Here is a 25,887-nt window from a genome sequence, read left to right as displayed (position 1 = left end):
TGCCGCCGCCCTGGTCGTCAGTGCGCGCCGGCGCCGCCCGCGGCGCTCTTCGGCTTGCCCGTCAGCACGATCGCGATTGCGGCCAGCACCAGCACGCCGCCAATCACGGCGAAGGCGTCGCTGAAGCCGAGCACCAGGGCCTGACGCTTCACGATATTGCCGAGCGCCACGATTGCCTGATGCTGGGCGGTCGCCGGGTCCGAGATACCGTGGCTGAGGAAGTAGCCGGTGATGTCAGCGATCCTGCTGCGCACCTCCTCCCGGCCGAGGTGAACGGACTGACCGATGATGTTGGAGTGGAACTGCTCGCGCTTGGTGACGATGGTCGAGAGCAGCGCGGTGCCGATGGCGCCGCCGAGGTTGCGCATCATGTTGGAGATGCCGGAGGCGGCGGGCGCATCCTCTGGTGCCACGCTGCCAAGGCTGACTGCGGACAGCGGCGCCAGCATGATGGCCTGGCCGATGGCGCGCACGATGTTCGGGACGAAGAACTGGTCTCCGGAATAGTCGAGCGACATCTCGATATTCATGAACGATGACACCGCGAACAGCGACATCCCCGTGAAGGCGATGAAGCGGGCATCGAAGCGCTGCATCAGCTTCGGTACCAGCGGGATCAGGATGAGTTGCGGCAAGCCGGTCCAGGCCAGGACCTGGCCGATCTGCTCGGCATTGTAGCGCTGCACCTGGCCGAGATAGGCAGGCAGCAGATAGACCGAGCCGAACAGCGCGAAGCCGACGAACACGGCCGAGATCGTGCCGAAGCCGAAGCTGCGCTGCGCCAGCAGCCGCAGCCGGAGCAGCGGCTTCTCGACCACGAGCTCGATCCAGATGAACAGGGTCAGGCTGACTGCGGCGATCACCGCGAGCTTGACGATGAACGGCGAGCCGAACCAGTCGTCCTTGTTGCCTTCCTCGAGAACTGCCTGCAGCGAGGACAGGCCGATCGCCATCGTCACGATGCCGAGCCAGTCGCCCTCGCGGAGCAGATGAAGCTGCATCGGCTGGCGCTCGAGCGTGAAGTAGAGCGTGACGACCATCACGGCAGTCGGAACCACGTTGACGAAGAAGATGGTCTGCCAGCCATAGTTCTCGGTGAGGTAACCGCCGATGGTCGGGCCGATCGCCGGCGCGAAAGTCACGGCGAGCGCGAACATCGCGAGCCCGATCGGCTGCTGCGGCTTCGGCAACCTGGTGAACACGAGCGTGAAGGCCATCGGGATCAGCACGCCGCCGAAATAGCCCTGCAGGCCGCGCATCGCGATCATCGACGGCAGATCATGGGTGAAGGCACAGGCGACCGAGAAGATCGCGAACAGCGTGGCGTGGCCGATCATGATCTTGCGGAAGGAGAAGACCCGGCTGAGGTAGTCGGTGAGCGGGATCACCACGATCTCGCCGATCAGATAGGACGTCGAGATCCAGGAGCCGTTATCGACCCCGGTGCCGATGCCGCCCTCGATGTTGAGAAGCGAGGCGTTGGTGATCTGGATGTTCAGAATCGCCATGAAGGCGCCGATCATGGCCGCCAGGATCGAGATCCAGACGGTCATGCTGGCGCGGTTGGGGTCCACTGCGGCCGCCGCGCGGGGCGCAGCGGCGGGGGAGGAGAGCGCGAGATCGGACATGACATCACCTGTTTATGACATCGGCTATTTGAACGAGGCGACAGCGAGTTTCGGAGCGGCCTTGGCGTGCGGAGCTTCCTCGGCGGGATGCGCCGGCGTCGCGATGGTCGGGATCACGGACATGCCGGGGCGCAGCTCGACTTGAGTTGCGTCGAGCAGAATCTTCACCGGGATGCGCTGCACCACCTTGGTGAAGTTGCCGGTCGCGTTGTCGGGCGGCAGCAACGCGAATTCCTGGCCGCTCGCGGGCGCGAGGCTGTCGACATGGCCGCGAACCACCCGTCCGGGGAACATGTCGACCTCGATATCGACCGGCTGGCCCTTGCGGACATTGGTGAGTTGCGTCTCCTTGTAGTTCGCGATCACATACGCGCCGGTGGCCGGCACCAGCGACATCAATTGCGTGCCGGCCTGGACGAACTGGCCGGTGCGCAGCGTGCGATTGCCGACGACGCCGTCGATCGGCGCAGTGATCGTGGTGTAGCCAAGGTTGAGCTCCGCCTGGTGCTGCAGTGCCGACGCCCGCTCGGAGGCGGCGACCGCCTGGGCGATCTCGGCCTTGAGCAGTTCCACCTGGCGCAGCGCGGAAGCGAGGTTTGCGGTATCGCGTGCGATCGCGGCCTGCGCGCTGGCATAGCGCGACTGCGCCTGTTGCGCGTTCTGCACGCTGCCGTAACCTGTGCCGGCGAGATCGGTGTAGCGCTTGTTCTCCTGCTCGGCGAAGGTTTGCGTCGCGGTGTCGACCTCGAGCGTTGCGCGGGCCGCATCGATCACGGACTTTTGCACTTCGAGCTGGGCACGCTTGCTCGCAATCGCGGCGTCAGCGGCCTGGACATCGGCCTTGGCCTGGTCGAGCGCCACCGTGTAGTCGCGATCGTCGATCCGCGCCAGCACCTGGCCGGCATGCACCTGCTCGTTGTCGCCCACCAGCACGTCGGTGAGATAGCCGGAAACCTTGGGCGCGATCGTGGTGTTGTCGGCCTTGACATAGGCGTCGTCGGTGGACACCTCGAAGCGGCCGACGGTCCAGTAGTCCCAGCCGTACCAGCCCGCACCTGCAAGGACGACAGCGGCAGCGCCGGCCAGCAGCAGGCGGCGCAACTTGCCCTTCGCGCTGGCGGGGGCCACAGGCGGGACGGCTGTTTCGGCCTTGGCGATCAACTGCTTGGCGGTCTCGGCCGGAACCTGGCTCTCGGCCTTGAATGAGGTTTCATGCTGGCTCATGGCGGCGCTCCTGGCGTTCTATCTCTTTGGTAAGTCTCGCTAATTCCACGTGGATGTTGTTTGCGAATTAGGAAACTTGATGTTTTCCAAAATAGCGCCCATATTGGGTCTGTCAATGGAATGACAGGCATCATTCAAAAGCATGGCTCTCAGATGAACCTGAAAGGCAAAGAGCAGACGGAGGCGGGCGCGCTGGCGCCAGCACCGGAGCGGCGTGGCCGCGGACGGCCGCAGCTTCGCTCCGACGACGAGACGCGGGCTCTGATCTATGAGGCTGCGCGCCATGAATTCGCGGTGCGCGGCTTCGCCGTGACCAGCATGTCCGACGTGGCAGCCAGCGCCGGGGTTTCGACCAAGACGCTGTACCGGCTGATCCCGACCAAGCTCGCGCTATTCGAAGCCACCGTGACCGATCGGATGGACCGGTTCATCTCCGTGGTGAATCTCGGCGCGTGCGACGGTCGCGACATCGCTGCCGCGCTGGAGGCCGCGCTCCTGACCTGTGGCGAACTGATCCTTGATGCCGAGGTCATCGCGCTACAGCGCATGATCCTGGCCGAGAGCGACAAATTTCCTGACATCGCCGAGATGTTCTACGCCAACGCGATGCAGCGCACCGTTGGCGCGCTGGCGGCCTGGCTGGGCGTGCAGCAGAGGCGGGGGCGGATCGCGCTCGAAGACGCCCATGGCGCTGCCGGCATGCTGCTCGGCATGCTCGTCTTCCAGCCGCAGCGCGACGTCATGTACGGGCACAGGCCCGCACTGTCGCCGGAGGAGATCAAGGCGCGCGCCAAGGCCTGCGCGGCGCTCTTCCTGTCGGGAAGCGCGGTACGTCCCGGCCAGACCACGCCGAGTGGAGAGGCCTGACGACGGAGCAGTGTCTCACTTGGTGTCCACCGACGCGGTCGGCTGGGCCAGGACCTGCCGGATCATCCGCGCCAGCTCGGCCTTGCGATAGGGCTTTGGCAGCAGCGTCACGCCGGGGTCGAGGCGGCCGTGATGGAGGATCGCGTCTTCGGTGTAGCCCGAGGTGAAGAGCACGCGGACCGAAGGCAGCCTGGCAAGCACCGCATCCGCGACCTGCCGGCCGTTCATGCCGCCGGACATGATGACGTCGGTGAACAGCACGTCGCAGACGAATCCGTTGTCGACCGCGGCCAATGCTTCGGGGCCGTTGGCGGTGATCATCGTGCGGTAGCCGAGCTGCGCGAGCTGGGCGCTGACATAGTTGCGGACGAGAGGGTCGTCCTCGACCACCAGGATGGACTCGTTGCCGCCCCGCGTGTCGGCGGGAGCGGGCGGCTCGACGTCGACGACGTCGCCGCTGCTGCGCGGCAGATAGAGCTTGATCGAGGTGCCGTGGCCCTCCTCGGAGTAGATCTTGAGGTGGCCGTTGGACTGCTTGACGAAGCCGTAGACCATGCTGAGCCCGAGGCCGGTTCCCTTCCCGGTATCCTTGGTGGTGAAGAATGGCTCGAACACTTTTTCTCTGATCGCCTCGGGAATCCCGGTGCCGGTGTCGCTGACCGCGACCATGACATATTCGCCCGGCCGCGCATCGACATTGGTCGCGGCATAGGTCTCGTCGAGCACGACGTTGCCGGTCTCCAGCATCAGCTTGCCGCCCTCGGGCATCGCGTCGCGCGCGTTGACGGCGAGGTTGAGCAGGGCAGTCGACAGGTGGTTGGGATCGATGAAGGCCGGCCACGCGTCGGGCTCGAGCGAGGTCTCGATCTCGATCTGCTCGCCAAGCGAGGGGCGCAGCAGCCGCGCGGTGTCCTGCACCAGCGTGTTGAGGTTGGCCTCGCGCGGTTGCAGCGGCTGTTGCCGCGAGAAGGCGAGCAGGTGCTTGGTGACCTCGGCGCCGCGTGCGGCGGCATCGCTGATCATGTTGGTGACCGAGGACAGGCTGGCGTCGTGTGCCACCGCGTCGGCGAGGATGTCGATCAGCCCGGTGATCACGGTCAGGATGTTGTTGAAGTCATGCGCAATGCCGCCGGTCAGGTGGCCGACCGCTTCCATCTTCTGCACCTGGCGCAGCTTCTGTTCGGCTTCGAGCTGCTCCCTTGCTTGCTCGACCTCGCGGGCGCGCATGAAGATCTCGGCTTCCATCTGCTCGGTGCGCTCGCGCAGCCGGTCGGTCAGCTTGTCCTGCTCGGCGCCGCGCTGCTTCAGCTGGATGAACTCGGTGACGTCCTCGACCCGGTGGATGATGTAGGCAAGCTGCCCGCCAGGCCCTGATACCGGCGAGTTGCGCGGGCTCCAGAACCGCTCCTCGTAGCCGCCGCCTTCCGCTTCGGGCTTGCGGATGTCGTACTTCTGCACCGCCATCGTGTCGGCGCGCCGGAACTGGACCACGCGCTCGAGCGAAGCCCTCAGATTGCGCACCCCATCTGCAGAGGGATCGTCCGGATTGTCGGGGAATATTTCGAACAGCGCGCGGCCGAGGATCGCCGCCCGTTCGGTCATGGTCGCGCGCAGATACGCATCGCTCACCGCCACGATGCGAAAGTCGGGCGTCAGGACCAGATAGAGGCCGGGAGCTGCCTCGAACAACGCCTTGAAGTCGGGTGCGGGCGGTGACGGGGTGTGCAGGTATTCCTCCCTAGCAAGGGCAAGGTCCGGTGACGGAAAGTGCGGAACCGCGGCCAAGATGTCGCATGCGTCTCGGTAGAGCGCAACGGCTGTCGTTTGGTACCCCAAAAACTCCCGGGGATGTCTGGGCGTCCACAGGCCGGCTGCTGATCGGGCCGGGGCTGACCACCACATTTGCGTGGGCATCAGCCGCGACTTGCGCTGGGGCAACGCGCCGCCGCGGCGCCAGTTCCGGCCATGTTTGGCAAGGCGCCGTGACCCGATGACCCCTGGGATGCACGCAAAACTCGAAATCCTGCATCGTCTCTAAGAGCAGCTCTAAGAGCCCTTCCATTAGAGGATTCGTGATCGCTCGCGTAAGCCATGCGGCAACGCACGCAGCACTGAAGGCCGCGTGACAGGACTCCGTTGCAATTGAGGGCAGGGCGCATTGAACATTTTCCGTCTCTTGCGGGTCGCAGCATCGGCGACCGCATCCGTATTGGCCTTGCTGCCACATTCATCTCCAGCCCAGAGCACAGCCACGTCGCCGCAGCAATCCGGCGCGCAGTCGCTGCCGCCGGTGGTGGTCGCGTCACCGGAAGCGCGACGGCGGGCAACTGCTGCGGCGCCGCGCCGTATCCACCGTGTTGCGCAGCCGGCTGCGCCGCAGAAGCCGCCGCCGGTACGCAACGTCGGCTTTGTCGAGAGCCCGCGTGGCCCGATCCAGGGATATGTCGCGCATCAGAGCTCGACGGGCACCAAGACCAACACGCCGATCATGGAGATTCCGCAATCGGTGTCGGTGGTGGGCGCCGAGCAGATCCGCGATCAGAAACCCGGCAAGTTCGACGAGACGCTGCGCTATTCCGCCGGTGTGCTTCCGGGGACCTTCGGTGCAGATACCCGCAATGACTGGTTCCTGATCCGCGGCTTCAAGTCCGACGATGTCGGCCTGTTCCTCGACGGGCTGCAACTGTTCTATACGTCCTACGCGAGCTGGAAGCTGCAACCGTTCGATCTCGAGCGCGTCGAGGTGCTGCGCGGTCCGTCCGCCGTGCTCTACGGCGGCTCGAGCCCGAGCGGCATCGTCAACGCGATCAGCAAGATGCCGCCCGAGGAGCCGATCCGCTACCTCGAGACCGGCGTCAACAATTTCGGCAACGCTTATGTCGGCTTCGACATCGGCGGGCCGGTGCCGGCGCAGCCGCAGGACGGCAAGCAGGACGGCAAGCTGTTCTACCGGCTGGTGGGGCAGGTCCAGAACGGCGGCACCCAGGTCAACTTCACGCCCGACAACAACTACTTCATCGCGCCGTCGGTGACCTGGAAGCCCGACGGCGACACCACCTTCACCGTGCTCGCCTCGGCTTCACGGAATGAAACCCGCGGCATCAACTTCCTGCCCTATGTCGGCACGGTCACCAACGCGCCGTTCGGCAAGATCCCGACCAGCCTGTTCGTCGGCGATCCCTCGATCGACAGCTTCACGCGCGAACAGGAAATGCTCGGCTATCAGTTCGAGCGCAATCTCTCCGACAATGTCACCTTCCGCCAGAATGCGCGCTTCGCCCATGTCGACGTCACCTATCGCGGGCTGATCGGCAACGGCTACACCGACATGACGGCCGGCACGCTCGGGCGCTATAACTGGTACGCGAAGGACACGGCCGACCAGGCCGATCTCGACAGCCAGCTCGAATATCGCGTCGCTACCGGTCCGGTGCAGCACACGTTGCTGTTCGGCGTCGACCTGAAGGACTATCGGATCGACGACTACCAGATCTTCCAGTTCGGGACCACGCCGTCGCTCAACGTGTTCAATCCGGTCTACGGACTGGGCAGCCTGCCTTTCACGACGACGCCGTTCCGTAACTATGTGATCACCCAGGAGCAGCTCGGCACCTATGTGCAGGATCAGATGAAGCTCGGCCGCTTCACGCTGGTGCTGAGCGGCCGCAATGACTGGGTGTCGACCAGCCAGGATGACCGGCCGAGCGGCGTCACGCTCTACAATCGCGAGGACAGCAAGTTCAGCGGCCGCGCCGGCCTGATCTACAATTTCGACAACGGCATTGCGCCCTACGTCTCCTATGCGACGAGCTACAATCCGGTGATTGGCCTCAACGCGTCGAACCAGTTGCTGCTGCCGGAAACCGGGCAGCAGTCCGAGGTGGGCGTCAAGGTCGAGCCGAACGGCTTCAACGGTCATTTCACCTTCGCATGGTTCGATCTGAAGCGTCAGAATGCGCTGACGACCGACCCGAACAACCCGCTACTGCAGAACCAGACCGGCGAGGTCACCTCGCGCGGGTTCGAGGTGGAAGGCGTTGCGAACCCCTTGCCCGGGCTGAAGCTGACGGCTGCGTTCACGACCTACGACATCTTCACCAGCAAGGATCTCAATCCGGCGCTGATCGGCAAGGTGCCGACCAATACGCCCGAGCAGATCGGATCGCTCTGGGCCGACTACACCTTCCAGCAGGGTGCGCTCGCGGGTTTCGGCTTTGGTGGCGGCGCGCGCTACATCGGCTCGTCCTTCGCCGACCAGGCGAACACGCTCGCGGTCCCGTCAGTGGTGCTCGGAGATGCCACCATCCATTACGAATGGCAGGGCTGGCGTGCGGCGCTGAACGTCATCAACATCGCCGACACCATCTATGTCGCGAGCTGCGCCAGCACGTCGTCCTGCTTCTACGGTGATCGTCGCAGGATCACCGCCAGCCTCGGCTACAAATGGTGACGGGGAGGGGCAGCTGAAGGCGCCGACTGTCAGGGTCTGGTCGCTGGTCCATCGCTGGACCAGCCTGATCTCGACCGTATTCCTGCTATTGCTCTGCCTCACCGGGCTGCCGCTGATCTTCCATCACGAGATCGACGCGGCGCTCGGCTATGCACCGCGGCCGGAGCCCGCCGCGGGCCGCCCGCCGCTGCCGCCGCAACGGATCGTCGCGGCTGCGCTCGCCGCCGATCCCGGGCGGGTGATGCAATACGTCTCCTGGGACAAGGACGAGCCCGGAATCGTGTTGGCGTTCACCAACACCACGCCGGACGGCAAGCCCGACGGTGCCACGGTGCGCGCGTTTGATGCGGTGACGGCGAAGCCGCTCGGGCTGGTCGGCGTCGGGCCGATGCTGATCGTCCTGAAGCTGCACACCGACATGTTCGCAGGCCAGGCCGGCAAGCTGTTCCTCGGCGCGATGGGGCTTTTGTTCGCGGCCGCGATCATCTCCGGCGTGACGTTGTACTGGCCGTTCACCCGTCGCCTGCGCTTCGCCACGGTCCGCACGCAATCGGCGCGCCGTGTCGCCTGGCTCGACTGGCACAATCTGATCGGCGTGGTGACGATCGTCTGGGCCCTGGTGGTGGGCATCACCGGCGTGATCAACACCTGGGCCGAGCTGTTGCTGAACCAGTGGAAGGCCAGCGAGCTTGCCGAGATGGTGAAGCCCTATGCCGGCAAGCCGCCGCCGCCGAAGCTCGCGCCGCTGGATCAGGTCGTGGCACGGGCGAGGCAAGCGGCGCCCGGAATGGAGGTCGCCTTCGTCGCCTATCCGGGAACGCCGTTCACCTCCTCGCATCACTATGCGGCCTTCATGCGCGGCGACACGCCGCTGACGTCGCGGCTGCTGAAGCCGGTGCTGCTCGACGGCGAGACTGCAGAAGTCTCCGAGACCCGCGCGCTGCCTGGCTATCTGCAGGCGCTGCTGATCTCGCAGCCGCTGCATTTCGGTGACTATGGCGGCATGCCGCTCAAGATCATCTGGGCGGCTCTGGACGCATTGACCATCATCGTGATCGGCAGCGGGCTCTATCTCTGGCTGGCGCGGAGGCGGAAGCGGGGACGCGTGGCTGCCGCAGGCGAACCGGCGCCGGTGCGATGACGCCAGGTCGCCCGCGCTGGAGCGGCGTATTCGGTATGCCGATCGTTGTTGCGACCCTGGCCCTGTGCGGTCTGCTCGCCGCGCTGCTGCTGGGCGATGACGGACGCCGCTTCTCGTGGCTGGCGGTCGGCTCGCCGGTTGCGATCGTTGCATGGGTCTGGCTGCGCCTGCGATTTCGCTAGCGCATGATCCGGAAAAGTGTGTAGCGATTTTCCGAAAAGATCATGCTCAAACAAAGAACTAAAGCGCGATGACGATTCAGCCTTATCTCATCGCGCTTTAGCGCGCATTGGGCAGATAGCGCCAGCCGTCCTTGCCGAGGAAGTCCAGCATCGCCTGTGCCGGCGGCAGCAGCACCTTGTCGGCGCGGCGGATCGCATGCCATTGGCGGACGATGGGCAATCCCTTGACCTTGAGCACCACGAGGCGACCGTCCTCCAGTTCGTGAAACACGGTGTGCTGGGAGATGAAGGCGATGCCGAGCCCGGCCATGACGGCCTGCTTGATGGTCTCGTTGCTGTCCATCGCCATGCCGATCTTCGGAGCCAGCCTGGCCCGCTGGCAAAACTCTTCCATCAGCATCCGCGTGCCGGAGCCCTGCTCGCGGATGATGAAGGTCTCGTTGGCGAGCTCCGATGTCTCGACGTGCCGCCGCCGCGCAAGGCGATGGTCGGCGGCAGCGACGATGAAGTGCGGATGCCGGCCGAGCGTTCGCATCTCGACCTCGACATCGGCCGGCGGCCGTCCCATCACGGCGATGTCGAGGTCGTAGCCGCGCAGCGCGTCGCGGATCTCCTCGCGATTGCCGATCCGGAGCGTGACCTCGATCTTCGGGAAGCGCCGGGAGAACGCGGCGATCGCAAACGGCACGAAGTATTTTGCGGTAGAGACCGCGCCCATCGAGACCCGCCCGCCGCTGCGGCCCGCGATCAGATCGAGCGATTGCTCGCAATCCTTGAGCGCCGCCTCGATCCGCTCGACCATCGCAAGCACGTGCGCGCCGGCATCCGTCAACGCCATGCCGTCGCCGGTGCGCTGGATCAGCGTCAGCCCCGCGAGCGCCTGCAGATTGCGGAGCTGCAGCGTCACCGCCGGCTGCGTGAGGTTGAGGCGGCTTGCCGCCGACGTGATCGAGCCGGCCTCGTGCACGGCGGACAGCGCGCGCAGCTGGCGAATGGTGAGGTCCCGCGAGAAGTGGCCGGCCATGGCGGCTCCATAAGAAATACTTTGCCCGGACCAAAGATAATAAAATTTCCCTAATTCGGCAATTCGGGCGTTGATGATGGCGAAGGCGACTCCCGTGGGTCGCCGATCGACGCCTCGGCACAGAGGGCGAGCAAAGGGAGAAGACCCGTGGAGATTCGTCCTGCATTGCGTGCCTATCTGGAGTGGCCGGCGGAGCACAACCCGATGCGCGCGGCGACCGTCGCCGTTGTCGAGGCGCTGGCGGGCGCCGCGGTGGAACTCGCGCAGACCATTGCGGCCGGTTCCATTGCCGGGATCGGCGGAGAGAGCGGCGGCGTCAATCCCGACGGCGACCGGCAGCGCACGATCGACATCGTTGCCGACCGCCTGATGCGCGAGGCATTGCGCACCGCGCCGGTTGCCGCCGTGCTCTCGGAGGAGGCGGAGCTGCCGGAGACGCTTGACGTCGATGCGCCGCTTTGCGTCGCAATCGATCCGCTCGACGGCTCCGCCAATCTCGAGAACAACATCTCCATCGGCACCATCTTCTCGATCCGGCCGAAGGCATATGACGCACTGTCGACATTCTTCGAGCCGGGCACGGCGCAGTGCGCCGCGGGCTGCTTCATCTACGGTCCGCAGACCGTCCTGGTGCTGGCGCTCGACCAGTGCGTCGATTGCTTCACGCTCGATCCGCGCAGAGGCGAATTCGTCCTGACCGGGCGCGACCTGCAGGTGCCGCCCGATACGCCCGAGTTCGCGATCAACGCGTCCAACCGCCGGCACTGGAGCAGCGCGGTGCGCAGCTACGTCGACCAGTGCATCGCCGGGGCCAACGGCGAACGCGGCGAGGATTTCAACATGCGCTGGATCGGTTCGCTGGTCGCCGAGGCCTATCGGATCCTGCTGCGCGGCGGCGTGTTCCTCTATCCGGCGGATGCACGCCAGGGTTATCGCGAGGGCCGCCTGCGGCTGTTGTATGAGGCGCACCCGATCGCGCTGATCATGGAATGGGCCGGCGGCGCCGCCTCGAACGGCCGGTCGCGGATCCTCGAATTGTCGGCGCGGACCTTGCATCAGCGCGTGCCGCTGATCATGGGATCGACGCGCGCCGTGCGCGACGTCGATGCGCACCACCTGACCGTCGAGCCGTTGTTCGAGAGCAGCGATGCCCCGCTGTTCGCACGGCGCGGCCTGTTCCGCTGAGGGGAGGATCGCATGTCGCGCCGACACCCCATCATCTCGATCACGGGCTCTTCCGGCGCCGGCACGACGTCGGTGAAGAAGACCTTCGAGAATATCTTCCGTCGCGAGAACGTCGTGGCGGCCTACATCGAGGGCGACGCATTCCATCGCTACGACCGCGCCGAGATGCGCAGCAAGATGTCGGAGGAGGCTGAGCGCGGCAACAAGCATTTCAGCCATTTCAGCCCCGAAACCAATCTGTTCGAGGAACTCGAAAAGCTGTTCCGTGACTATGCCGAGACCGGCACCGGAACCACGCGGCACTATGTGCACGACGCGGAGGAAGAGCGGCTTTACGGCGCGAAGCCCGGCACCTTCACCGCATGGGAGGCGCTGCCGGACAATTCGGATCTCTTGTTCTACGAGGGCCTGCATGGCGCCGTCGTCACCGACAAGGTGAACGTCGCGCAGCATGCGGATCTCAAGATCGGCGTCGTCCCGGTCATCAACCTGGAATGGATCCAGAAGCTGCATCGCGACCGCAGCCATCGTGGCTATTCGACGGAAGCGGTGACCGACACCATCCTGCGCCGGATGCCCGACTACGTGAATTACATATGCCCGCAGTTCACCGAGACCGACATCAACTTCCAGCGCGTTCCGACGGTCGACACGTCGAACCCGTTCATCGCGCGCTGGATCCCGACCCCCGACGAATCGATGGTCGTCATTCGTCTGAAGAACCCGCGCGGCATCGACTTCCCCTATCTGCTCTCGATGATCCCGCACAGCTTCATGTCGCGGGCCAACTCGATCGTGATTCATGGCGCCAAGCTCGACCTTGCGATGCAGCTCATCCTGACGCCGCTGATCCTGCAACTGATCGAACGAAAGAGGCGAACGATATGACCGCGCTTGCGCCCATAGCCAGCCAACCCGAGATCGGCCACGCCGAAATGGCCAATGCCATCCGCTTCCTCGCCATCGACGCGGTGGAGCAGGCGAAGTCCGGCCATCCCGGCATGCCGATGGGCATGGCCGATGTCGCCACCGTGCTGTTTCAGGACTTCCTGAAGTTCGATCCCGCCGATCCCGCCTGGCCCGACCGCGACCGCTTCGTGCTCTCGGCTGGCCACGGCTCGATGCTGCTGTATGCGCTGCTGTATCTGGCCGGCTATGAGGCCATGACGCTCGACCAGCTCAAGGCGTTCAGGCAGTGGGGCTCGAAGACGCCCGGGCATCCGGAATACGGTCATACGCCCGGTGTCGAGACCACGACGGGACCACTCGGGCAGGGCATCGCGACGGCGGTCGGCATGGCGCTGGCCGAGCGGCTGATGAACGCGCGCTTCGGCGACGACCTCGTCGATCACTTCACTTATGTGATATCCGGCGACGGCTGCCTGATGGAGGGCATCAGCCAGGAAGCGATCTCGCTCGCCGGCCATCTCAGGCTGAACCGGCTGATCGTGCTGTTCGACGACAACCGGATCTCGATCGACGGCGCAACATCCCTGTCGTGTTCGGACGACCAGACGGCACGGTTCAAGGCCAGCGGCTGGGATGTCAGCAGCATCGATGGCCACGATCCGCAGGCGATCGCAGCAGCGATCCGGCACGCCAAGGCCAGCGACCGCCCGTCGCTGATCGCCTGCCGCACCATGATCGGGTTCGGCGCACCGAACCGGCAAGGCAGCGAGAAGGTGCATGGCGCGCCGCTCGGCACGGATGAGGTGCAGAAGACCCGCGCTGCGCTCGGCTGGCCGTATCCTCCGTTCGAGGTGCCCGATGTGGTCCTCGCTGAATGGCGCGAGATCGGTACGCGCGGCCGCGATGCAAGGCGCGCCTGGATCGAGCGCTCGCGAAAGGCGTGTAACGGCGAGCGGTCGCCTTTTCACGACGCGCTGAACCGGAAGCTGCCCTGCGCCTATGCCGAGGCGATGGCCAGGCTGCGCGCGCGCTTCGCGACGGAGCGGCCGAAGCTCGCGACTCGACAGGCCTCGCAGCAGGTGATCGATGTGATCGCGGAAGCGCTGCCGAACCTGCTCGGCGGCTCGGCCGATCTCACGCACTCCAACCTCACGCTGGCGAAATCGCAAGCTCCGGTGCGGCCGGCTGCGCTCGACGGCAGCTACATCCACTACGGCATCCGCGAGCACGGCATGGCCGCGGCGATGAATGGTATTGCGCTCCATGGCGGATTCATTCCCTATGGCGGCACGTTCCTCAGCTTTGCCGACTACAATCGTCCGGCGATCCGGCTCGCCGCACTGATGGGCATCCGCGTCGTCCATGTGATGACCCACGATTCGATCGGGCTCGGCGAGGACGGACCGACGCATCAGCCGGTGGAGCATCTCGCCGCGCTGCGGGCGATCCCGAACCTGCTGGTGTTCCGGCCCGCCGATGCAGTCGAGACCGCCGAGGCCTGGGACTGTGCGCTGAAGGCCGAGACCTCGCCATCGATCCTCTGCCTGTCGCGGCAGGCGCTCCCGGCCTTCCGCGACGGCACCACCGAGATCAACCAGGTCGCGCGCGGGGCCTATGTGATCGTCGAGCCCGAGAAGGGACGCGACGTCACGCTGATCGCGAGCGGCTCCGAGGTGTCGATCGCACTGGAAGCCGCGAACCATCTGGCCGACGACGGCATCAGCGCCGCCGTGGTGTCGGCGCCGTGCTTCGACCTGTTCCGTGAGCAGCCGCGCGACTACCGCGCCACGGTCCTGGGCAGCGCCCCGCGCGTCGGAGTTGAGGCCGCGGTCGAGGGCGACTGGGCGCGCTGGCTCGGCGACGGCGGCGAGTTCATCGGCATGACCGGCTTCGGCGCGTCCGCGCCCGCCGACGTGCTCTACCGCGAATTCGGCATCACGCCGGCGGCCGTCGCCGCGGCAGCGAAGCGTGTCATTCATCGAGCGAATTGAAAGGAGGACGCCACCATGGCGCGGATCACTTTGAGACAATTGCTGGATCATGCCGCCGAGCGCGGCTACGGCGTGCCGGCCTTCAACATCAACAACATGGAGCAGGGCCTTGCCATCATGGAGGCCGCCTCCGCCTGTGATGCCCCGGTCATCATGCAGGCCTCGCGCGGCGCGCGCGCCTATACCGGCGACATCATGCTGGCGAGAATGATCGATGCGCTGGAGGAGATGTATCCGCAGATCCCGCTCTGCCTGCATCTCGATCACGGTAACGAGGAGGCGACCTGCGCCAGCGCGATCCGCTACGGCTTCACCTCGGTGATGATGGACGGCTCGCTGAGGGCCGATGCCAAGACCGCGGCCGACTATGATTACAATGTCGACATCACCCGCCGCGTCGTCGAGATGGCGCACTGGGTCGGCGCCTCCGTGGAGGGCGAGCTCGGCGTGCTCGGCTCGCTGGAGCATGGCGGCGGCGAACAGGAAGACGGTCACGGCGCCGAAGGCAAGCTGAGCCGCGATCAGCTGCTCACCGATCCCGACCAGGCCGTCGATTTCGTACGCGCCACCAGGGTCGATGCGCTGGCGATCGCGATGGGCACTTCGCACGGCGCCTACAAGTTCACGCGCCAGCCCGATGGCGAGATCCTGGCGATGCGCGTGATCGAGGAGATCCACGCCCGGCTGCCGAACACGCATCTGGTCATGCACGGCTCCTCCTCGGTGCCACAGCCGTTGCAGGATGTGTTCAACGCGTTCGGCGGCGAGATGCCGCAGACCTGGGGCGTGCCGGTCGAGGAGATCGTCCGCGGCATCAGGCACGGCGTGCGCAAGGTCAACATCGATACCGATTGTCGGCTCGCGATGGCGGGGGCGTTCCGCAAGGTCGCGGTTCAGTCGAAGAGCGAGTTCGACCCGCGCAAGTTCCTCAAGCCCGCGATGGACGCGCTGCGCGAACTCTGCCGGGACCGCTTCGAGCAATTCGGGACCGCCGGCAATGCCGGGAAGATCAAGGTGGTGCCGCTGCCGGAGATGGCTCGGCGCTACCGGGCCGGTGCGCTCGATCCGCAGATTGGAAACATGACAGAGGCCGCTTGAAGCGGCGACCAACAACAGGAGATCCAGATGAACATGCAGCAGTCGATCACCGTGCGCGGCAAGGATCGCTACAAGTCCGGCGTGATGGAATACAAGCGCATGGGCTATTGGGAGCCGAACTACGAGCCCAAGGACACCGACGTCATCGCACTGTTCCGGGTGACGCCGCAGGACGGCGTCGATGCGACCGAGGCCTGTGCCGCGGTCGCCGGCGAGTCCTCGACGGCGACCTGGACCGTGGTGTGGACTGATCGGCTGACCGCCGCTGAGAAATACCGGGCCAAGTGCTACCGCGTCGATCCGGTGCCGAACTCGCCCGGCAGCTACTTTGCCTATATCGCCTATGATCTCGACCTGTTCGAGCCGGGTTCGATCGCGAACCTGACGGCGTCGATCATCGGCAACGTGTTCGGCTTCAAGCCGCTGAAGGCGCTGCGGCTCGAGGACATGCGGCTGCCGGTCGCCTATGTGAAGACGTTCCAGGGACCTGCGACCGGCATCGTGGTCGAGCGCGAACGGCTCGACAAGTTCGGCCGTCCGCTGCTGGGTGCGACCGTGAAGCCGAAGCTCGGGCTTTCGGGCCGCAACTACGGCCGCGTCGTCTACGAGGCGCTGAAGGGCGGGCTCGACTTCACCAAGGACGACGAGAACATCAATTCGCAGCCCTTCATGCATTGGCGCGAACGCTTCCTGTACTGCATGGAGGCGGTCAACCGCGCGCAGGCTGCGACCGGGGAGATCAAGGGCACCTATCTGAATGTCACGGCGGCGACGATGGAGGACATGTATGAGCGTGCCGAGTTCGCGCACGAGATCGGCTCCAATATCGTCATGATCGATCTCGTGATCGGCTATACGGCGATCCAGTCGATGGCGAAGTGGGCGCGCAAGAACAACATGATCCTGCACCTGCATCGCGCCGGCCACTCGACCTACACGCGCCAGCGTAGCCACGGCGTTTCGTTCCGGGTGATCGCAAAATGGATGCGGCTCGCCGGTGTCGATCACATCCATGCCGGCACGGTGGTCGGCAAGCTCGAGGGCGATCCGAACACGACGCGCGGCTACTACGACATCTGCCGCGAGGACTTCAACCCGATGCAGCTCGAGCACGGCGTGTTCTTCGACCAGCACTGGGCGAGCCTGAACAGGCTGATGCCGGTGGCCTCGGGCGGCATCCACGCCGGCCAGATGCACCAGCTGCTCGACCTGCTCGGCGAGGATGTCGTGCTGCAGTTCGGCGGCGGCACCATCGGCCATCCGCGCGGCATCCAGGCCGGTGCCACGGCCAATCGCGTCGCGCTCGAAGCGATGATCCTCGCCCGCAACGAGGGACGGGACTACGTCCATGAAGGGCCGGAGATCCTGGCCAAGGCGGCGCTGTCCTGCACGCCGCTGCGCGAGGCGCTCGATGTCTGGAAGGATGTCACCTTCAACTACGAATCGACTGACGCACCCGATTTCATCCCCACGCCGAGCATGGCGGTCTGACAGGAGCTTTTCATGCGCATAACCCAGGGCTGCTTCTCGTTCCTGCCCGATCTCACCGACGAGCAGATCGCGGCGCAAGTGCAATACTGCCTCGACAAGGGCTGGGCGGTGAACATCGAGTTCACCGACGATCCGCATCCCCGCAACACCTACTGGGAGATGTGGGGCCTGCCGATGTTCGACCTCCGCGACGCGGCGGGCATCATGAAGGAACTCGCCGACTGCCGGCGCGTGTACGGCGACCGTTACATCCGGATCTCCGGCTTCGATTCCAGCCACGGCTGGGAGTCGGTGCGCCTGTCCTTCATCGTCACCCGGCCGCAGGAGGAGCCCGGCTTCCGGCTCGACCGGCAGGAATCCGTCGGACGCAACGTGCGCTATTCGACGCACTCCTATGCGGCGACGCGCCCCGAGGGCGAGCGCTACGCCGACCGCTGACACGCGTCCGGTCAAAGCCAGGCGGATTACTCCCTCGGCCGTCCTGGTCCGGATGCACTTCTCCGTCGTCGCCGCCGCGGCGACGGAGCTTTTAAATGCGAGATGATCATGACGAAACCGCAAGAACTGCCCCGCGAAGCACCGGTCGAGGCGATCGACCTCCGGCATGAATTCGCCGACCTCGGCATCGGCGCCGTGCTCGACCAGCTCGATTCCGAACTGATCGGGCTCAAGCCGGTGAAGACACGCATCCGCGAGATCGCCTCCCTGCTGCTGGTCGAGCGCATCAGGCAGAAGATGGCGCTCGCTACCACGTTTCCGACGCTGCACATGTCGTTCACCGGCAATCCCGGCACCGGCAAGACCACGGTGGCGCTGCGGATGGCCGGCATCCTGCACCGGCTCGGCTTCGTGCGCCGCGGCCATGTCATCAGCGTCACCCGCGACGATCTGGTGGGCCAATATATCGGCCATACCGCGCCGAAGACAAAGGAGATCCTGAAGAAGGCCATGGGCGGCGTGCTGTTCATCGACGAGGCCTATTACCTCTACCGGCCCGAGAACGAGCGCGACTACGGCCAGGAGGCGATCGAGATCCTGCTTCAGGTGATGGAGCAGCAGCGCGAGGACCTGGTGGTGATCCTGGCCGGCTATGGCGACCGGATGGAGAAATTCTTCCAGAGCAATCCGGGCTTCCGGTCGCGCATCGCCCATCACATCGACTTCCCGGACTATTCGGACGCCGAGCTGCTCTGGATCTCGGAATTGATGTTGCAGCAGCAGAATTATCGTTTCTCCCCCGAAGCACGCGATGCCTTCATCCGCTACATCTCGGTGCGCAAGACACAGCCGCTGTTCTCGAACGCGCGCTCGATCCGCAACGCGCTTGACAGGATCAGGCTGCGCCAGGCCAACCGCATCGTGGCCAAGCTCGATCGCATCCTGACCGCGGACGACGTGATGTCGATCGAGGCCGGCGATGTCCTCGCCAGCCGCGTGTTCGCAAGCGACATGGCCGCGGCAGGCGAGGGGCAATGAGCGCGGCGCTGGCAGCGATCCGCACCAGCGGGATGCGGGAGGTGATCGGCAGCGCCCGCGCGCTGATCTTCGATGTCGACGGCACGCTGGCTGAAACCGAAGAAGTGCATCGTCGCGCCTTCAACGAGGCCTTCGCCGAAGCCGGTCTCCACTGGTACTGGGATCGCGCCACCTATGGACGGTTGCTGCGCATCGCGGGTGGCAAGGAGCGCATCCGTGCCTTCGACCAGCACAGCGTCGTCCCGCTGCTGTCCTTCGAAGAGATTGCCGATCTGCATCGCATCAAGACGGCGCGCTACGCCGAGCTGATCGCCTCGGGCGGTTGCCCGCTGCGCCCGGGGGTGGACGCCTGGATCGACGGCGCCCGCAGGCGCGGCCAGCGCCTCGCGATCGCGACGACGACGTCGCACGGCAATATCGATGCGCTGCTGTCGGTTGCGCTCGGCCGCGAATGGGCCGGATTGTTCGAGGCAATCGTTGCAGGGGACGACGTTCCGCGGAAGAAGCCCGCGCCCGACGTCTATATCGAGGTGCTGGAACGGCTCGGTCTCGGACCAGCCGATTGCATCGCCGTTGAGGATTCCGGCAACGGCCTTGCCGCCGCATCGCACGCCGGCATTCCCGTCGTCATCACCCGCAGCGCCTATTTCCAGGACGATGACTGGACCGGGGCGCTGCTGGTCATCGATGACCTGTCCTGCCTCGACTATTGACCCCGGACCCCCTCCGGGCTGGGCCGCCTTGATCCGTTCCCGTGATATCCAATAGTCAAATAATATGATTAGTCGACCCGCATTTTTTGTGAAATAGTGGGGAAGCGACCGCGAACGGGCCGCGAAGGGGTGCCGTGATACCGTGAATTCGGATAGGCGGCACACTCGAACCATTCCGGGAGACTGCGCCTCATGACCGCCAAAGCCTTTCCTGCTGTGCGCGCCTTGCTCTTTTCCATCGCAGCCCGGTGAACCGGCCGGCGGTCAGCGGATTGGGATGGGTTGCCGTGCGCGAGCGAGGGAGCGGGTCGCCGATGGACCGCATCGACATCAAGCATTTTACGGTCGTGACGGCGGCGGTGCGCCCGCGATGCCGCACGAGACGCGTGGCGGGTTCGCCCGAGGTCGCCGACGACTGAAGGCTTCTACGAGACCAATCAAACAACAGAGGGAGTGACGCATGTTCAAACTGAGGACTGCCTTGTTTTCGCTGGCGCTGGCCGGCCTTGCCGGGGCCGCGGCCAACAGCGAGGCGCTGGCTCAAGGCAAGGCGACGATCGGGATCGCGATGCCGACCAAATCCTCGGCGCGCTGGATCGACGACGGCAACAACATGGTCAAGGTGCTGAAGGAGCGCGGCTACGGCACCGATCTGCAATATGCCGAGGACGACATCCCGAACCAGCTCTCCCAGGTCGAGAACATGGTGACCAAGGGTGCCAAGGTGCTGGTCATCGCAGCGATCGACGGCACCACGCTGTCCGACGCGCTCAAGCAGGCCAAGGCCCAGGGCATCACCGTCATCGCCTATGACCGCCTGATCCGCGATACGCCGAATGTCGACTATTACGCGACCTTCGACAATTTCCAGGTCGGTGTGCTGCAGGCGCAATCGATCGAGAAGGCGCTCGGGCTGAAGGAGGGCAAGGGTCCCTTCAACATCGAATTGTTCGGCGGCTCGCCCGACGACAACAACGCCTATTTCTTCTACGACGGCGCGATGTCGGTGCTGAAGCCCTACATCGACAGCGGCAAGCTCGTGGTCGGCAGCGGCCAGATGGGCATGGACAAGGTCGCGACCCTGCGCTGGGACGGCGCGACCGCGCAGGCGCGCATGGACAATCTGCTCAGCGCCTACTACGGCAAGAAGCGGGTCGATGCGGTGCTGTCGCCTTATGACGGCCTGTCGATCGGCATCATCTCCTCGCTGAAGGGCGTCGGCTATGGCAGCAAGGACCAGCCGATGCCGTTCGTGAGCGGGCAGGATGCCGAGGTTCCCTCGATCAAGGCCATGCTGCGCGGCGAGCAATATTCGACCATCTTCAAGGACACCCGCGACCTCGCCAAGGTGACGGCCGACATGGTCGATGCCGTGATGAACAAGAAGGAGGTCACCGTCAACGACACCAAGACCTACAACAATGGTGTCAAGGTGGTTCCATCCTATCTGCTCAAGCCCGTGGTGGTGGACAAGACCAATTGGGAGAAAGTCCTGATTGACAGCGGCTACTACAAGCGCTCGCAATTCGACTAGGGCGGACCGGCCGGCCGGCACCAGCCGGCCGCGCCGGACGCGATTTGCGCTGCGGGACGAGATTCGATGACGGCAATGCTTGAGATGCGCGGCGTCAGCAAGAGCTTTGCAGGCGTGCAGGCGCTGCGCGACGTCAATTTCACCGTCGATCCCGGGCAGATCCACGCGCTGGTCGGCGAGAATGGCGCCGGCAAGTCGACCCTGATGAAGGTGCTGAGCGGGGTCTATCCCGCCGGCAGCTATGAGGGATCCATCGTCTTCGACGGCGAGGAGCGGCGCTTCCGCGACATCAACGATTCTGAGGCGCTCGGGATCATCATCATCCACCAGGAGCTGGCGCTGATCCCGCTGCTGTCGATCGCCGAGAACATCTTCCTGTCGCATCCGCCGTCGCGCTTCGGCGTGATCGATCGCGACGCGGTGTACCGGCGCACAGCGGAGCTGCTGGCGCAGGTCGGCCTGCGCGAGTCTCCGGACACCCTGGTCACCGATCTCGGTGTCGGCAAGCAGCAGCTCGTCGAGATCGCCAAGGCGCTGTCCAAGAAGGTCAAGCTCCTGATCCTCGACGAGCCGACCGCGAGCCTCAACGAGGCCGACAGCGCGGCCCTGCTGGACCGGCTGCTGGCGTTCCGCGCGCAAGGCATCGCCTCGATCCTGATCTCGCATAAGCTGAACGAGGTGGCGCGCGTCGCCGACCGCATCACCGTGCTGCGCGACGGTCGCACAGTCGACAGCCTCGACTGCCTGACCGAGCAGGTCGAGGAGGACCGCATCATCCGCAGCATGGTCAATCGCGATCTCGCCCACCGCTTCCCCGAGCGGAACGTTCCGATCGGCGATCCCGTGATGAACGTGGAGAACTGGTCGGTGCATCACCCGCTGCATACCGAGCGGCAGGTGATCAAGAATGTCGATTTCACCGTGCGCCGCGGCGAGGTCGTCGGCATCGCCGGCCTGATGGGCGCCGGGCGGACCGAGTTCGCCATGAGCCTGTTCGGCCGCGCCTGGGGCTACAATATCTCCGGCAGGGTCCGCCTCGATGGCGGCGAGCCCGATCTCTCCAGCGTGCCGGCTGCGATCAATGCGGGCCTTGCCTATGTCACCGAGGACCGCAAGCTGCTCGGGCTGATCCTGGCCGACGACGTCCGCAAGAACGTCTCGCTGGCGAGCCTCGGTCAGGTCTCCGAGCGCGGCGTGATCGACGACGTCATCGAGCTGAAGGCTGCCAGCGACTACCGCAACCGGATGCGGATCCGCTGCTCCGACGTCTACCAGGAGACCGGGCAGCTCTCGGGCGGCAACCAGCAGAAGGTGGTGCTGTCGAAATGGCTGATGACCGATCCGAAGGTCCTGATGCTGGACGAGCCAACCCGCGGGATCGATGTCGGGGCGAAATACGAGATCTATTGTATCATCAACGAGCTGGCCGAGGCCGGCAAGGGCGTCGTGGTGATCTCGTCGGAAATGCCCGAGCTGCTCGGCATCTGCGACCGGATTTGCGTGATGAATGACGGCGCCTTCGTCGGTGAATTCGCGGCGGCCGACGCGACGCAGGAGAAGATCATGCGCGCCATCATGCGCAATGTCAGGATGTCCGCGAACGGCGGGGTGCGGGCGGAAGGAGCGGCGCAATGACCGACAAGACGGTGTCACTTCCCGAGGCTCCCAAGCATTCCGGCTTCATCAAGAACAATCTGCGCAATTACGGCATGCTGCTGTCGCTGCTCGCGATCATGCTGTTCTTCGAAATCGTCACCGACGGCACGCTGCTGCAGCCGCTCAATCTCACCAACCTCGTGTTGCAGAACAGCTACATCGTCATCATGGCGCTCGGCATGCTGCTGGTGATCGTCACCGGGCATATCGACCTCTCGGTCGGTTCGGTCGCGGGCTTCGTGGGCGCGGTCGCCGCGGTGCTGATGGTGCGCTACCATGTCGGCTACCCGATCGCCTTCGTCGCCTGCCTGCTGGTCGGCGCCGCGATCGGCGCGGCCCAGGGCTACTGGATCGCCTATTTCCGCATTCCGTCCTTCATCGTGACGCTGGCGGGCATGCTGGTGTTCAAGGGGCTGGCGCTCGCCGTGCTGCAGGGGCAATCGGTCGGGCCGTTTCCGTCGACCTTCCAGAAACTGTCGTCCGGCTTCATTCCGGAATTGTTCCCGAGCGCCGGCACGCTCTACCCGACCTCGCTTCTGATCGGCATCGTGCTGGCGTTTGCGCTTGTGCTCGCCAGCGCCAAGAGCCGGGCGCGCGAGGCGTCGCACGGCATCGAGGTCGAACCGTACATGTTCTTCGTCGCCAAGAGCATCGCGCTGGCGGGTGCCGTGCTCTACTTCACCTATCTGATCGCCTCGCATCGCGGCCTGCCGAACGTGCTGGTCATCATGACGGTGTTGATCGCGCTCTACGGCTTCGTCACCCGCCGCACGGTGGTCGGCCGGCAGATCTATGCGGTGGGCGGCAATGCCAAGGCGGCGAAGCTCTCCGGCATCAAGACCGAGCGGCTCACCTTCCTGACCTTCGTCAACATGGGTGTGCTGGCGGCGCTGGCCGGGCTGGTGTTCGCAGCGCGCCTCAACACGGCGACGCCGAAGGCCGGGCTCGGCTTCGAGCTCGACGTCATCGCCGCCTGCTTCATCGGCGGCGCCTCGGCCTATGGCGGCGTCGGCCGTGTCGGCGGCGCGGTGGTCGGCGCGATGATCATGGGCGTGATGAACAACGGCATGTCGATCCTCGGCATCGGCATCGACTACCAGCAGGTGATCAAGGGCCTCGTCCTGCTCGGCGCCGTCTGCATCGACGTCTACAACCAGCGCCGCTGATCGCCACCTGGTCACATTGCTGCGATACGATGCCGCCGCAACGCAGGAGAATGCCGCGTGAAACTGTCCCATGTCGATGCGCTGACCATCGGAAACATCCTGGCCGAGGCCGCCCGCACCGAGATCATGCCGCGGTTCCGGCGGGTGCGGGAGATCGAGGTCCGCACCAAGACCTCCGTCTTCGACGTGGTCACCGAAGCCGACGAAGCCGCCGAGCAGGTGATCTCGGCTGAGCTGTCGCGCGCATTTCCCGGCGCCGCCATCATCGGCGAGGAGGGAACGGCGAAGGATCCGGCAGCGCTCGACCGGATCGGAACGGCGGAGCTCGCCTTCATCGTCGACCCGATCGACGGCACGCGGAATTTCACCTCCAGCCTGCCGCTGTTCGGCACCATGGTCGCCGCCACCATGCGCGGCGAGATCGTGTTTGGCGCCATCCATGATCCCGTCTGCAACGACACCGCCTTCGCGCTGCGCGGCGAGGGCGCCTGGCTCGAGACAACGGATGGCCGGCGCCACGATCTGAAGGTCGCCCCTGCCGTGCCGGTCAAGCAGATGGAGGCGGTGATCGGCGTCAACTTCCTGCCCGAGCCGCTGCGGGCGACGGTCGCGGGTAATCTTTCGAAACTCGGCATGACCTGCTGGCTCCGCTGCGCCGCGCATGAATACCGGATGGCGGCGTCGGGGTATTGCCACCTGCTGTTCTACAACAAGCTGATGCCGTGGGATCACGCCGCCGGCTGGCTGCTGCATCGCGAGGCCGGCGGATACAGCGCGCATTTCGACGGCTCCCCCTACAAGCCCGTCAATCACGGCGGCGGACTGTTGTGCGCGCCGGATGAGGCGAGCTGGCATGCGGCGCGGCAGGCGATCCTGCCGCCGAACAGTGACTAACCCTCCTCCAGGTCCGGCGTCTGCCGCAGCATGAAGTGGCCGAAGGCGGACGCGATCGGCTTGGCGGAATCATCCTGCCAGGCCTGCGCCTCGAACGCGACGACGCGCCGGCCCTGCTTGACGACGGACACCCGCGCATGGCTGTCGAGCGCGCGGCCCGAGCGCAGATAGTTGATGGTGAGCCCGATCGGCTTCGGCCGCGCCCTGATGCCGAGCTCGCGGGTGACGCCGACGATCGCGGTCGTCTCGAGGAAGGCGCCGGTGATGCCGCCATGGATCGCGGGCAGGATCGGATTGCCGATGATCTTTCGCGAGAACGGCATCACCAGCGTATCATCGGCGCCGACCTGGATCCCGAGGCAGCGCGCGAACGGGCTGTCCGCGAAAGGGCCGGCCGGATCATCGGGCGCATCCAGCGTCGGCAGCGCGGTGGCGATCGCTTCCGCCCGGTCGATCAGCATGTTGGTGCGGTTCGCATCGATCATGAAGCATGCGGTCGCGGTTGCGACCGGGTCGTCCTCGGACTCCTGATAGGCGGTGGCTCGCACGAAGGCGATCAGCCGGGTGACGCGATAGCAGATCGAATGCGCCTTGATGTCGAGGCCCGGCGTCGCCGGCTTCTGGTAATCGATGCGCAGGTCCAGCGTTGCGATCGCGCGCGTCCCGTCGAGTGCGAGCTGCACGGCCATGCCGCAGCTTTCGTCGAGCATCGCAGTGACCACGCCGCCATGCAGGACGCCGGTCTCGCTGTCGCCGACGAACACCGGCCGATAGGGCAGGCTCGCCCAGGCTTCGCCGGGCGCGGCACGGTCGAGCCTGAGGCCGCTGATCGCGCCATAGATCGAGCGACGCGCCTGGATCGCCCGCGTCAGTTCATCGAAGGGCAGGGATATGCTTGGTTCGGACATGGCTTGGTTGTAGACCAAGGGCGCGGCAGGAGCAAAAGCGAGGGTGACGGGTACCGTGCTGCCGCCGCAACAATCGCCCTCGTCCCGGCCTGGTGCGCATTTGCGCACGAGGGCCGGGATGACATCAAGTCTGTTGCGCTGCCTGTGAGTCAAGCATCCGCATTCTCGCGACATGATCCGTCCGAGCTTTGCTCTTCGGTTTGGCCGCTCTGTGAACAGAGGGCGCAGGGAAAGCCGGGTGCCGATCGCACCCATGGGCCCCGTGCAAGGTAGAAAGCACGGGGGTAGGACCACAGGTGTAACCGGGAACAACCCGGCTTTCCCTGCGCGATGGGTTACGGCTTATACGT

The 25,887-nt window shown here is 65.3% G+C and carries 21 protein-coding genes; 16 read left to right on the top strand and 5 right to left on the bottom strand.

Annotated elements, in window-relative coordinates; translation table 11 throughout:
- Positions 1–17: 17 nt before the first annotated feature.
- The gene (locus JQ586_RS36975; protein WP_409334575.1) at positions 18–1,628 is read right to left on the bottom strand and encodes a DHA2 family efflux MFS transporter permease subunit; all 1,611 of its coding nucleotides are present in this window, start codon (positions 1,626–1,628) and stop codon (positions 18–20) included.
- Between the two features lie 24 nt (positions 1,629–1,652).
- Positions 1,653–2,852 carry an HlyD family secretion protein gene (locus JQ586_RS36970; protein ID WP_212399574.1) on the bottom strand — a complete coding sequence of 400 codons (1,200 nt, stop codon included), beginning with the start codon at positions 2,850–2,852 and terminating at the stop codon, positions 1,653–1,655.
- 153 nt (positions 2,853–3,005) lie between these two features.
- On the opposite strand from JQ586_RS36970, the gene JQ586_RS36965 reads away from it, so the two are divergent.
- A complete protein-coding gene (locus JQ586_RS36965) occupies positions 3,006–3,719 on the top strand; it encodes a TetR/AcrR family transcriptional regulator (protein WP_212399573.1) in 714 nt (237 codons plus the stop codon).
- Positions 3,720–3,734: 15 nt separating this feature from the next.
- Here the strand turns inward: JQ586_RS36965 and JQ586_RS36960 are convergent, their stop codons facing one another.
- The gene (locus JQ586_RS36960; protein ID WP_283815521.1) at positions 3,735–5,504 is read right to left on the bottom strand and encodes an ATP-binding protein; all 1,770 of its coding nucleotides are present in this window, start codon (positions 5,502–5,504) and stop codon (positions 3,735–3,737) included.
- A 373-nt stretch (positions 5,505–5,877) separates the two neighbouring features.
- Between JQ586_RS36960 and JQ586_RS36955 the strand changes: the two genes are divergently transcribed.
- Genes JQ586_RS36955 through JQ586_RS36945 form a run of 3 tightly spaced genes read left to right on the top strand, consistent with a single transcriptional unit; the run spans position 5,878 to position 9,492 of the window.
- Positions 5,878–8,169, top strand: a complete 2,292-nt coding sequence (locus JQ586_RS36955) for a TonB-dependent siderophore receptor (RefSeq protein WP_249148614.1) — start codon at positions 5,878–5,880, stop codon at positions 8,167–8,169.
- Positions 8,126–9,310: a PepSY domain-containing protein gene (locus JQ586_RS36950; protein WP_312017068.1), complete on the top strand. Its 1,185-nt coding sequence runs from the start codon at positions 8,126–8,128 to the stop codon at positions 9,308–9,310. The genes JQ586_RS36955 and JQ586_RS36950 overlap by 44 nt, the downstream gene beginning before the upstream one ends.
- Positions 9,307–9,492: a hypothetical protein gene (locus tag JQ586_RS36945; protein WP_212399571.1), complete on the top strand. Its 186-nt coding sequence runs from the start codon at positions 9,307–9,309 to the stop codon at positions 9,490–9,492. Before JQ586_RS36950 ends, JQ586_RS36945 begins: the two co-directional genes overlap by 4 nt.
- A gap of 97 nt (positions 9,493–9,589) precedes the next feature.
- Here JQ586_RS36945 and JQ586_RS36940 read toward each other — a convergent pair whose 3' ends face one another.
- Positions 9,590–10,516 carry a LysR family transcriptional regulator gene (locus JQ586_RS36940; protein ID WP_212399570.1) on the bottom strand — a complete coding sequence of 309 codons (927 nt, stop codon included), beginning with the start codon at positions 10,514–10,516 and terminating at the stop codon, positions 9,590–9,592.
- A 204-nt stretch (positions 10,517–10,720) separates the two neighbouring features.
- Between JQ586_RS36940 and JQ586_RS36935 the strand changes: the two genes are divergently transcribed.
- From JQ586_RS36935 to JQ586_RS36880, 12 genes are all read left to right on the top strand, one after another.
- Entirely contained in the window at positions 10,721–11,701 is a 981-nt protein-coding gene (locus JQ586_RS36935; protein ID WP_249148616.1) for a class 1 fructose-bisphosphatase, read from the top strand.
- Between the two features lie 12 nt (positions 11,702–11,713).
- A complete protein-coding gene (locus JQ586_RS36930) occupies positions 11,714–12,589 on the top strand; it encodes a phosphoribulokinase (protein ID WP_212399569.1) in 876 nt (291 codons plus the stop codon).
- Positions 12,586–14,601, top strand: a complete 2,016-nt coding sequence (tkt, locus tag JQ586_RS36925) for a transketolase (protein ID WP_212399568.1) — start codon at positions 12,586–12,588, stop codon at positions 14,599–14,601. The genes JQ586_RS36930 and tkt overlap by 4 nt, the downstream gene beginning before the upstream one ends.
- A gap of 15 nt (positions 14,602–14,616) precedes the next feature.
- A complete protein-coding gene (fba, locus tag JQ586_RS36920) occupies positions 14,617–15,699 on the top strand; it encodes a class II fructose-bisphosphate aldolase (RefSeq protein WP_212399567.1) in 1,083 nt (360 codons plus the stop codon).
- A gap of 33 nt (positions 15,700–15,732) precedes the next feature.
- Positions 15,733–17,190 carry a form I ribulose bisphosphate carboxylase large subunit gene (locus JQ586_RS36915; protein WP_409334576.1) on the top strand — a complete coding sequence of 486 codons (1,458 nt, stop codon included), beginning with the start codon at positions 15,733–15,735 and terminating at the stop codon, positions 17,188–17,190.
- A gap of 12 nt (positions 17,191–17,202) precedes the next feature.
- Positions 17,203–17,628: a ribulose bisphosphate carboxylase small subunit gene (locus JQ586_RS36910; RefSeq protein WP_212399565.1), complete on the top strand. Its 426-nt coding sequence runs from the start codon at positions 17,203–17,205 to the stop codon at positions 17,626–17,628.
- A 108-nt stretch (positions 17,629–17,736) separates the two neighbouring features.
- Positions 17,737–18,666 (top strand): CbbX protein, encoded by a 930-nt coding sequence (gene cbbX, locus JQ586_RS36905; protein ID WP_212399564.1) that lies wholly within the window; start codon positions 17,737–17,739, stop codon positions 18,664–18,666.
- Positions 18,663–19,379 carry an HAD family hydrolase gene (locus JQ586_RS36900; protein ID WP_212399563.1) on the top strand — a complete coding sequence of 239 codons (717 nt, stop codon included), beginning with the start codon at positions 18,663–18,665 and terminating at the stop codon, positions 19,377–19,379. Before cbbX ends, JQ586_RS36900 begins: the two co-directional genes overlap by 4 nt.
- 460 nt (positions 19,380–19,839) lie before the next feature.
- The gene (chvE, locus tag JQ586_RS36895; protein WP_212399562.1) at positions 19,840–20,913 is read left to right on the top strand and encodes a multiple monosaccharide ABC transporter substrate-binding protein; all 1,074 of its coding nucleotides are present in this window, start codon (positions 19,840–19,842) and stop codon (positions 20,911–20,913) included.
- Positions 20,914–20,979: 66 nt separating this feature from the next.
- On the top strand, positions 20,980–22,548 hold the full coding sequence (gene mmsA, locus JQ586_RS36890; RefSeq protein WP_212399561.1) for a multiple monosaccharide ABC transporter ATP-binding protein: 1,569 nt from the start codon (positions 20,980–20,982) through the stop codon (positions 22,546–22,548).
- Positions 22,545–23,735 carry a multiple monosaccharide ABC transporter permease gene (mmsB, locus tag JQ586_RS36885; RefSeq protein WP_212399560.1) on the top strand — a complete coding sequence of 397 codons (1,191 nt, stop codon included), beginning with the start codon at positions 22,545–22,547 and terminating at the stop codon, positions 23,733–23,735. The genes mmsA and mmsB overlap by 4 nt, the downstream gene beginning before the upstream one ends.
- Before the next feature lie 57 nt (positions 23,736–23,792).
- Positions 23,793–24,629 (top strand): inositol monophosphatase, encoded by an 837-nt coding sequence (locus JQ586_RS36880; RefSeq protein WP_312017067.1) that lies wholly within the window; start codon positions 23,793–23,795, stop codon positions 24,627–24,629.
- On the opposite strand, the gene JQ586_RS36875 is transcribed toward JQ586_RS36880, so the two are convergent.
- Positions 24,626–25,537, bottom strand: coding sequence for a PaaI family thioesterase (locus tag JQ586_RS36875; RefSeq protein ID WP_212399559.1), 912 nt, complete (start codon positions 25,535–25,537; stop codon positions 24,626–24,628). The two genes, JQ586_RS36880 and JQ586_RS36875, sit on opposite strands and share 4 nt — an antisense overlap.
- Positions 25,538–25,887: the final 350 nt, after the last annotated feature.

Source organism: Bradyrhizobium jicamae (genome assembly GCF_018130215.1).
GTDB lineage: Bacteria > Pseudomonadota > Alphaproteobacteria > Rhizobiales > Xanthobacteraceae > Bradyrhizobium > Bradyrhizobium jicamae_A.
Note: the sequence above shows the minus strand (reverse complement) of the source record. Positions and strands in the feature narration are given on the sequence as shown.

Coding starts and splice junctions, on each gene's coding strand:
- JQ586_RS36975 (WP_409334575.1), bottom strand. CDS start 1,628: ATGTCCGATCTCGCGCTCTCCTCCCCCGCCGCTGCGCCCCGCGCGGCG.
- JQ586_RS36970 (WP_212399574.1), bottom strand. CDS start 2,852: ATGAGCCAGCATGAAACCTCATTCAAGGCCGAGAGCCAGGTTCCGGCC.
- JQ586_RS36965 (WP_212399573.1), top strand. CDS start 3,006: ATGAACCTGAAAGGCAAAGAGCAGACGGAGGCGGGCGCGCTGGCGCCA.
- JQ586_RS36945 (WP_212399571.1), top strand. CDS start 9,307: ATGACGCCAGGTCGCCCGCGCTGGAGCGGCGTATTCGGTATGCCGATC.
- JQ586_RS36940 (WP_212399570.1), bottom strand. CDS start 10,516: ATGGCCGGCCACTTCTCGCGGGACCTCACCATTCGCCAGCTGCGCGCG.
- JQ586_RS36935 (WP_249148616.1), top strand. CDS start 10,721: ATGCGCGCGGCGACCGTCGCCGTTGTCGAGGCGCTGGCGGGCGCCGCG.
- JQ586_RS36930 (WP_212399569.1), top strand. CDS start 11,714: ATGTCGCGCCGACACCCCATCATCTCGATCACGGGCTCTTCCGGCGCC.
- tkt (WP_212399568.1), top strand. CDS start 12,586: ATGACCGCGCTTGCGCCCATAGCCAGCCAACCCGAGATCGGCCACGCC.
- fba (WP_212399567.1), top strand. CDS start 14,617: ATGGCGCGGATCACTTTGAGACAATTGCTGGATCATGCCGCCGAGCGC.
- JQ586_RS36915 (WP_409334576.1), top strand. CDS start 15,733: ATGCAGCAGTCGATCACCGTGCGCGGCAAGGATCGCTACAAGTCCGGC.
- JQ586_RS36910 (WP_212399565.1), top strand. CDS start 17,203: ATGCGCATAACCCAGGGCTGCTTCTCGTTCCTGCCCGATCTCACCGAC.
- cbbX (WP_212399564.1), top strand. CDS start 17,737: ATGACGAAACCGCAAGAACTGCCCCGCGAAGCACCGGTCGAGGCGATC.
- JQ586_RS36900 (WP_212399563.1), top strand. CDS start 18,663: ATGAGCGCGGCGCTGGCAGCGATCCGCACCAGCGGGATGCGGGAGGTG.
- chvE (WP_212399562.1), top strand. CDS start 19,840: ATGTTCAAACTGAGGACTGCCTTGTTTTCGCTGGCGCTGGCCGGCCTT.
- mmsA (WP_212399561.1), top strand. CDS start 20,980: ATGACGGCAATGCTTGAGATGCGCGGCGTCAGCAAGAGCTTTGCAGGC.
- mmsB (WP_212399560.1), top strand. CDS start 22,545: ATGACCGACAAGACGGTGTCACTTCCCGAGGCTCCCAAGCATTCCGGC.
- JQ586_RS36875 (WP_212399559.1), bottom strand. CDS start 25,537: ATGTCCGAACCAAGCATATCCCTGCCCTTCGATGAACTGACGCGGGCG.